Here is an 8,019-nt window from a genome sequence, read left to right on the forward strand (position 1 = left end):
ACTCAAACTATTCTATGATTGATTTGTATTCGGAATTATGCAAATATTAAATGGGGACAATTTAATATAGGGAAACTACTAGGGGTGCTATAAAAGCTGAGAAAGACGTCTGTCTTAACCCTTGAACCTGCACTAGGTAATACTAGCGAAGGAAAGTGGTATATGAGATTTGTTATGGTTATATCTATTATTAGGTATGCCCATAAAACATTTTGTAAACAGCGGAACCACTTCCAAATTCGGAAGTGGTATTTTTATTTTTATGGGAGGTTGGAAGATGGAAAATAAATTACAGTATTTGATTAATCAAGTGGAAGGCCGACAGGATGAGCTCATTCAATTGCTCAAACATTTGATTCGATTTAAAACGCCGGCACCACCTGCGAGGAACACGGAGGAAGCACAACAATTTATCGCTTCATTTTTAGAGGAAAAAGGATTTGCTATCGATAAATGGGATATTTACCCGGGTGATCCAAATGTTGTTGGGGTGCTTAAAGGTATTCATTCTAATGATTATAAAAGCTTGATTATCAATGGTCATATAGATGTAGCTGAGGTGAGTGAGGAAGAAGAGTGGATAGCGGATCCATTTACGCCAATCGTTCAAGAGGGTTCAGTGATTGGTAGAGGTGCGGCTGATATGAAAGGTGGTCTTGCTGGTGCTTTATTTGCCACCCAGTTATTGCATGAGGCAGGGATCCAATTACCAGGTGATTTAATATTTCAGTCAGTGATTGGTGAAGAAGTTGGCGAAGCAGGTACATTGGAATGCTGCAAGCGCGGGTATACAGCTGATTTTGCGGTTGTTGTTGATACGAGTGATTTAGAAATACGAGGGCAAGGAGGAGTGATAACAGGTTGGATCACAATAAAAAGTAAAAAGACTTTTCATGATGCGACACGTAGGGAGATGATTCATGCAGGTGGGAAGCTGTTTGGAGCAAGCGCCATTGAAAAAATGATGAAGATCATGCAAGGATTGCAAGAGCTTGAGAGGTATTGGGCAGTAATGAAAAGTTATCGGGGGTATCAACCAGGTACAAATACGATTAACCCAGCTGTTATTGAAGGGGGCAGGCATGCTGCATTTATCGCTGATGAATGTCGATTATGGATCACTGTTCATTTTTACCCCGATGAAACATATGAGCAAGTGTCAAAAGAAATCGAGGAACATATTCTGTCCATTGCTCAAGCAGATCCTTGGTTAAGGGAAAATCCACCTATATTTGAATGGGGAGGCTCATCGATGATTGAAGATCGAGGCGAGATATTTCCATCTTTGGAAGTAGATGCTGAGCACCCAGCTGTACATACTTTAATGCTTGCGCATGAAAGTATACTGAAGGATAACGCAGTCGTCGGTGTTTCCCCTAGCGTAACAGATGGAGGTTGGTTTGGAGAAACAGGAATTCCAGCTGCTATATATGGTCCAGGTAAGCTTCACCAAGCACATGCAGTAAACGAACAAGTTTCGATTGAACAATTAATAAAGTACACAAAGGTGATACTAACATTCATCTATAAATGGTGTCATTCGAAAAATAGTCAATAGTAAGAAATTGTTTTGTTTGGGTGCCAGGCACCCAAACGATTCGGTCTATTCACATTTGTTTCGGTGCCTGGCACTCAAGCAATTCCGAAGCTGGATTTTCCACTGGTTTATATTGAATGCAATATTGTGTGTAGGCTTTTAGTTTCTGTTTTTCAACAGGCATTAGGCGAGGGAGTAGATGAAGGTTGAGAAATGGAAAGGGTGAGGGGATATCGTGGTAATAGTATTGATAGGAACTATAAAGGTATTGTTCCATCGCCTGCACAATTGGAATTTTTGTTTCAAGTGGATTTTGGTGAATATAGGCACTCACATTTAATAGTCCAGTAGGTGGACCAATTTCTTTAGAAAAGTATCTGCTTTCATAAATTTGGCCAGTGTAGTTATACTTTTTCCGAAAATAATCACTGTATCTCTTGTTAACAATCGCCATGAGCTTTCCTAGTGGGGCTTCATAAGAGCGAAGCAGAAGATGGTTATGATTGTTCATGATGCAAAATGCATAAATCTCAAACTGATATTTCCCATAAACATACGTAAGAATACGATAATATTCATTAACATCAGATGCTCCGTGGAAGATGTTCTGACGGTTATTTCCACGAATAGTAATATGGTAATAACCAGCAGAATGCCACGTGCGTATAGGTCTAGCCATTATACTTAGTCTTCAACTCCCTCTTTGTTTTGTTGTTGTTTGGGTGCCAGGCACTCAGACAATTAGGCACTCAAACACTTTTCCTTATCATAATCAATCCAATCTCCTTAGACAAATCGGTAAAAAAGCAAAACGTCACCATATTACATAGCGGAATTGGAAATTCCACATGTAGAAAGAAGAAAGTAAAGTGTTTAAGTGCCAGGCACCTGCACAATTCAAGTGTGTGAGTGCCAGGCACCCACACAACTCCCAGGCACCACGCAATATCAGGCGCTCACACATTTTATGACAACTCTTGTAAAAATGTATCGATTTTTCTAGAATATAGGTTATAATAGGAATTATGAGTTTTCTCGAGCGTGGGACTTTAGACAGTGTCACCTTTATAAAGGAGATGGAACCAATTAAGGATTTAAACTTAAACCAAGAACAATTAAAACAGGTTTTACATGTTGCTTATGATAAAGGTTATGATGAGGATACTTCATTAAATGAATTGTTATATGAAATGACGGAGTTACTGGAGTCTTTTGTGAATGTCCAAGCCCGTTAATTAGAATGCAAGTTTTTTAGAAAAGGAGAATTATAAGATGGCGCGACATAAAACGAAAAAGAAAAGAAAAGGGTTAAAGATATTTTTAATAGTATTGCTTCTACTTGTAGTTGGAGTGGTTGCTTATGGCTATTCTATATATCATAACTTAAATAAAGCTGCAAATACGGTTCATAGTCCGATTAACCGGACACCGGAGGTAAAAAGGCCAACAGAACTAGCTCTAAATAAACAAGATCCGTTTTCGGTATTAATGCTAGGTGTGGATGAGCGACCAGGGGATAAAGGACGTTCTGATACAATGATCGTAATGACAGTGAATCCGGAGAAGCAATCAATGGAAATGCTAAGTATTCCTCGTGATACACGTGTGGAAATTGTTGGAAGAGGAACAGAAGATAAAATTAACCACTCCTACGCATTTGGTGGCGTAGAAATGTCGATGAATACAGTTGAGAAATTCCTTGATATTCCAATAGATTATTATGTGAAGATGAACATGGATGGATTTAAGGAAATTGTCGATGCAGTAGGTGGTATCACAGTGAATAATGACCTCGATTTTTCACAAGGTGGCCATCATTTTGCAAAAGGTCAGTTGAATTTGAATGGTAAAGAGGCGTTAAGCTATGCTCGTATGCGTAAGAGTGATTCACGTGGTGATTTTGGACGACAAATGCGTCAACGTCAAGTTATTCAAGGTGTAATGAATAAGGGTGCTAATGTCTCAGCCCTTTGGAAATATGACGATGTGCTTAAGGCTTTGAGCAATAATGTTGAAACGAATATTTCCTTCGACGAAATGAAAGACATCCAAAAAAATTATAGCTCAGCCCGACATAATATTGAGCAAATGCAAATCGAAGGTAGTGGCTCGACGATTGGTGGGGTTTGGTATTATATTGTTTCACAAGATGAACGTGATAAAATTCAAACTCGATTGAAAGAACATTTGAAGTTACAATAAATTAATATGCCCGGGGCCGATTTGGCAACGGGCTATTTTTTTATCAAAAAAATAATAAAAGTCATTTGCTAAAAATATAATCTGTATAATAGAAACATAAAGATAAAGGAGTTCAATTTGAAAACAATTATTAAAGTATTTTTGTTACCGGTCGTTGCAATCTCGATATTTATCTTTTCATCACAAACATATGAGCAACAATCCCTCGTACCAATGCTATATAAAATACTGCCAGGGGAACCGTTGATAGGCCTCCTATCTCATATAGAAATTCCCTATTGGGGATCGATTATATCGGTAGAAACGAAAGGTTATTATTATTTTCTGGAATTTTTAATACGCAAGTTTGCCCATTTATTTTTATTTGGAATGTTTGCTTTGACAATGTTTAGTTTACTAATGTTTATAAAGAGGATGAAAGTGCCGCAAGCAGTGTTTATTGCCCTAATAGGAACCGGGATATATGCTGCTGTAGATGAATACCATCAGTTAATAACGGGTGGGAGGACGCCCTTGGTTGCAGATGTATTATTAGATATGACTGGCGCTGTAATTGCACTCGTAATCTATGTCCCCATTTATATGATAAGGAAAAGAATCAATAATTAGGAAAAATAGTTAATAAATCCAGATGAATCGTGTCATCTGATTTATTAACTATTTTTGTATTCTTTTTTTCGCCCCTTACTATTGAATAAAAAAATTTGTAAAGCATCTCTAATCTTCTTAGCTTTTAACTTTAAAAATCAAAATATATACCGATATAATACAAGACCAAAGAACTAGGTCTTTATATTCACTGATCGGATTAAAGTTAATTGAGGGGAAAACTCACTATACTTTGTATGGCAGACAAACTTAAGGACCGATTTTAAATATAATTAAGGTTATCTTGTCCGTTTTCCTAGAAAAAGGGAGATAGATTACTGTGAAGAAAAAGCTTAGTAAAAATGAGAAAATTAGTCTTTCAATGAAAGGAAGGACTCTTTCCAAGGAACATAAACTTAAATTATCTAAAGCGAAATTAGGTAAAAAGCGAACAGATACGACAAGGGCTAAAATTAAATCAACAGCATTAGGAGACAGAGTTAAATTAAAAGTCAATCATCCATTGATACCTAAATCTAGCAAAAGTCGATCACATTTAACGGCAATAGATGTGAAACAAATTCGGGACCGTTATAGCAATGAAGAAGCAGTTTCGATTCGACAACTAGCAGAGGAATACAGGGTTAGCAGGCATACTATTCATTCTATCGTTACTTACAGAGTATGGAAGTAAACTTTAATCTACCATTTATTTAATCTGAAAATTCTCTACTAAATTAGACAATAAAAGTGAGTTCAAGTAGAATGTGGAAATGCGATGATTAGAAGTGTCAATAAAGGGCCATTGCGCTTAGATGAAAAATACATCAATCATTATTTAAAATATAATTCTACTAATCGCTTTCCATTTCTTAAAAAGATGTATGAAAATAAGCAGGTATATATATTTCTAACGTTAAGTGCGTTTGGAATTGTACAACGGGGAATTAACTAATAGAATTAGAAAAACAACTAATATTAAAAATGAAATAGCATCACTCATAGAAAAATCAACTTACTATTTAGTCAATCAGCTAAAACCAAGCGGACAATTTGAATATGGTTATTTTTCTGCTTTTGCAAAAAGAATAGTGACCTATAATATTGTGCGTCATGCTAGTTCATTATATTCCATGGCTGAGGGGTATGAATTAGTGAAGGATGAGAAGATACTTGATGCCATTGAAAGAGGTATTGAATATTTAATTGGTGAAGCCATTGTTTATAAGAATGAGGGAAATCAAAAATTGCATATGTTGTGGATGATGCAAATAACAATGAAATAAAAATAGGATCCAATGCTACTGCCATTTTAGCCATTACTAAATATATGGAAATGAAAAAACAGATAAGTATCTTTCTATTGCGCAAGCACTAGCTAAAGGAATTATTAAAATGAAAACAATTAGTGGAGGATTCATCCATGTTTTAAGTTATCCATCTTTTGCAATAAAGGATATCTACCGCATTATTTATTATGAAGGAGAAGCCATCTTTTCGTTATTACGGTTGTATGCAATTGACAGGGATGAAACTTGGCTGAATGAAGTAAAAAGCTCTTTCGATTATTTCATTACGAATGATTACTGGAGGCATCATGATCATAGGCTCAGCTACTCGGCGAATGAATTGACGATTTACGCTCCGGAAGATCGATATTTTATTTTCGGACTAAAGAACTGTCAAGGCAGACTTGACTTTATTTATCATTGTGTGACAACGTATCCTACTTTCTTAGAGTTAACGATGGCGGCCTATAAAATGATTGATCGATTAAACGTATAGATAAAAGTTATTTACTTGATCATATTGACAAGCAATACCTTGAAAAGACGGTAGATAGACGAGCGGAATATCAAAGAGTCGGATTTTTCTATCTAGAACTGGCCATGTATCAAAAAGATCCTTCGTTAATTTTGAATGGGTTCTTTATACGCCATCATTCTTTTCGAGTAAGAATAAACGATGTAGAGCATTATTTATCTAGTTATTGTCAATATTTACAATACCGTGCTCCTAAACTAGACGAAAATATAGAATGGACGCTAACAAATATATAATAGTAGATAATACCAAAGATATTAGGCCTTATAATAGCCGACTTTTTGTATGAAAGTTGGCTATTATAAGGTCTTTTTTTATTTAATCCAAATTTATATACAGTAGTCAGAAACTTTAGGAAAATAGGTTTGTATGTCTAGTTGTGTACCTGCGGTCTAACGTCATCCGAATTTTCAACAAAATTACTATTAATTTAGCAACATAACATACAAAGGAACCAATTTTTGGCCGATAATGTGGATTTTATTGACAATTTGTGACGCGGTAGCTAGAATCGGCTGTATATTAAAATTGTCGAAATCTTTATAAAAGTATAGTTAAAGGGAAGTGAGGAGATAAATAATATCGATAAATTAAAGAGACAATCTATGAATGTAAAAAGTTATTATTTGAGGGGGAATTTACTTGAGTAAACGAAACTTTGATTATAAAAAAAGATTAAATGCAAAAAGCAAATTATATAAAAAAAGAACGATTGCACTCGCCACATCGTTCGTATTGGTAGCTGGGCCAATCGCTATGTCAGGGAGTTTACCTGGTCTTTCAATCAATTCAGTTCAGGCTGCGACACTTGCAGATGTAAATCTTTTGACTAATACAACAGTGTCTGCAACGCTAGGGGGGGAACCGACCCTTACAGCTTAAGCTTAGGATTAACTGGACAAGGAGTTGCGGATGCAGGGGTACTTGCACCTGAAAAAGTAGCCGTTTTCTATGCGCCAGAGTTAGCTGGTAAAATGACTGCGGCGGGACCGGCAGATGTTCGTGTGGAAATATTGCCGATTACGATGGATGACCTTGGTACTCTAAATGAAACTTTAAATGGAGTAACCACTGTATTAACAGGTACTGTTACCGAAGTTTTAAGTGTAGTTGACCAACTGCAAAGCAGTCTAATACCAAACGAATTACTAACAATAAATGGTATCTCCGAGCTAGAGTCGGCGGTCGATGCATTGAATAATATTGATGATGCACTGACAGATTTGCTTGCCTATGAGGATACAATTGAGACCACGATTGCAGAAGACGGTTCAATAACTGTAGATTTTTCCGATGGCCTTGGAAATCATCTAGAGACAGCTATTAATGAAGTTGTTGTTACTCTGCTTGAAGATGTTGTAACGGCATTAAATGGAGTAGAACTTGCTATTTTGCCTGGTGCTGAAGAGATACCTGGTGTTGGTCTGATTATTGGTGGCCTTAATGATTTGGTTAATGGTGTATTAGGAACCGTTACTGGGACAGTTGACGAAGTAGTAGGACTGATTGATGATATTACAGACGGAACTATCGATTTAACTAATGATTTAGTTGGGCTTCAAGTTATAGGTCAAACTTCTGTTAACCTAAATGTAAATGTTGATAAACCAATTGGAATCATTGGTGACGTCGAAGTCACAGGTGCTGCTGTAAACACAGGTGTAATAGATCTTGAGTTGTTAGGTAGTTTAACAGATTCAACAACAGTAACTTTTAACGATCCAGATGAAGGAGACGGCGACGCAGACGCCGATGATCTGATTCTAGATATTCCATCTGTTAATGATGTATATAATGGGGACACGGAAATTACAGGAACTGGCGAATCAGGATCGACTGTTCAAGTCGAAGATGGAGCAGGTAATGAA

Annotated in this window: 9 protein-coding genes, 1 pseudogene and 1 riboswitch; of the genes and pseudogenes, 9 read left to right on the forward strand and 1 reads right to left on the reverse strand. The window is 36.5% G+C overall.

Features of this window, described 5'->3' with window-relative positions; translation table 11 throughout:
* The first annotated feature begins 70 nt into the window (after positions 1 to 70).
* Positions 71 to 171, forward strand: a riboswitch (TPP riboswitch).
* Positions 172 to 277: 106 nt separating this feature from the next.
* Positions 278 to 1,558: an acetylornithine deacetylase gene (locus BLE01S_RS15805; protein ID WP_066144503.1), complete on the forward strand. Its 1,281-nt coding sequence runs from the start codon at positions 278 to 280 to the stop codon at positions 1,556 to 1,558.
* Positions 1,559 to 1,607: 49 nt separating this feature from the next.
* On the opposite strand, the gene BLE01S_RS15810 is transcribed toward BLE01S_RS15805, so the two are convergent.
* Positions 1,608 to 2,216, reverse strand: a complete 609-nt coding sequence (locus BLE01S_RS15810) for a transposase (RefSeq protein ID WP_066144506.1) — start codon at positions 2,214 to 2,216, stop codon at positions 1,608 to 1,610.
* Positions 2,217 to 2,562: 346 nt separating this feature from the next.
* Here BLE01S_RS15810 and BLE01S_RS15815 point away from each other — a divergent pair, with 346 nt between their 5' ends.
* The 8 genes and pseudogenes from BLE01S_RS15815 to BLE01S_RS15850 all read left to right on the forward strand — a co-directional run.
* The gene (locus BLE01S_RS15815) at positions 2,563 to 2,772 is read left to right on the forward strand and encodes a hypothetical protein (protein ID WP_066144509.1); all 210 of its coding nucleotides are present in this window, start codon (positions 2,563 to 2,565) and stop codon (positions 2,770 to 2,772) included.
* Positions 2,773 to 2,809: 37 nt separating this feature from the next.
* A complete protein-coding gene (gene tagU, locus BLE01S_RS15820) occupies positions 2,810 to 3,739 on the forward strand; it encodes a polyisoprenyl-teichoic acid--peptidoglycan teichoic acid transferase TagU (protein WP_066144513.1) in 930 nt (309 codons plus the stop codon).
* 117 nt (positions 3,740 to 3,856) lie between these two features.
* Complete coding sequence (locus BLE01S_RS15825; protein WP_231955852.1) at positions 3,857 to 4,348, forward strand: VanZ family protein; 492 nt, start codon at positions 3,857 to 3,859, stop codon at positions 4,346 to 4,348.
* Between the two features lie 319 nt (positions 4,349 to 4,667).
* Positions 4,668 to 5,021: a hypothetical protein gene (locus BLE01S_RS15830; RefSeq protein ID WP_066144516.1), complete on the forward strand. Its 354-nt coding sequence runs from the start codon at positions 4,668 to 4,670 to the stop codon at positions 5,019 to 5,021.
* A gap of 238 nt (positions 5,022 to 5,259) precedes the next feature.
* Positions 5,260 to 5,613 carry a hypothetical protein gene (locus tag BLE01S_RS15835; RefSeq protein ID WP_066144519.1) on the forward strand — a complete coding sequence of 118 codons (354 nt, stop codon included), beginning with the start codon at positions 5,260 to 5,262 and terminating at the stop codon, positions 5,611 to 5,613.
* 109 nt (positions 5,614 to 5,722) lie between these two features.
* Positions 5,723 to 6,112, forward strand: a complete 390-nt coding sequence (locus BLE01S_RS15840) for a hypothetical protein (protein ID WP_066144522.1) — start codon at positions 5,723 to 5,725, stop codon at positions 6,110 to 6,112.
* Between the two features lie 681 nt (positions 6,113 to 6,793).
* Positions 6,794 to 7,033: a hypothetical protein gene (locus BLE01S_RS15845; protein ID WP_066144525.1), complete on the forward strand. Its 240-nt coding sequence runs from the start codon at positions 6,794 to 6,796 to the stop codon at positions 7,031 to 7,033.
* 44 nt (positions 7,034 to 7,077) lie between these two features.
* Positions 7,078 to 8,019: pseudogene (locus BLE01S_RS15850) on the forward strand (adhesive domain-containing protein); the annotation flags it as partial.

The organism is Lederbergia lenta NBRC 16444 (assembly GCF_001591545.1).
GTDB classification, from domain to species: domain Bacteria; phylum Bacillota; class Bacilli; order Bacillales; family Bacillaceae_C; genus Lederbergia; species Lederbergia lenta.